This is a genomic window from Pseudoalteromonas sp. SG44-5, assembly GCF_014164175.1.
Taxonomy (GTDB): domain Bacteria; phylum Pseudomonadota; class Gammaproteobacteria; order Enterobacterales; family Alteromonadaceae; genus Pseudoalteromonas; species Pseudoalteromonas nigrifaciens.
Map to the genome: position 1 here is coordinate 1 of NZ_JACJES010000070.1, position 357 is coordinate 357.

The following is a 357-nucleotide window of genomic DNA, read 5'->3' on the forward strand; positions in this document are numbered from 1 at the left end:
GGGCTTTCTACAATTTGGAGCCTGGCAATGTCCTACTTTCACATAGCAAATGCTACACTATCATCGGCGCTGTTTCGTTTCACTACTGAGTTCGGCATGGGGTCAGGTGGGTCCAAAACGCTATTATTACCAAGCAAATATGGTGCAAAGAATGAATGACAAGCACGTAGTGCTACCATTTTCTTTGCGCAAGGTGCCTCAATGATAACGCTACGCGCTAAGAGTCACCTCTTGAATTTGGAAAATATCTGATAATATTTTTTAAGTCTTTGCGTAAATATCTACTTTAGCAATATTAACTTCTTGCTTGAACTGTCACATAAAACGCGTTTGGCGTTGTATGGTTAAGCCTCACGG

The 357-nt window shown here is 41.5% G+C and carries 1 rRNA gene; it reads right to left on the minus strand.

Annotation, left to right across the window (positions count from 1 at the left end):
* Positions 1-19: 19 nt before the first annotated feature.
* A 5S ribosomal RNA gene (rrf, locus tag H5079_RS18250) occupies positions 20-134 on the minus strand.
* Positions 135-357: the final 223 nt, after the last annotated feature.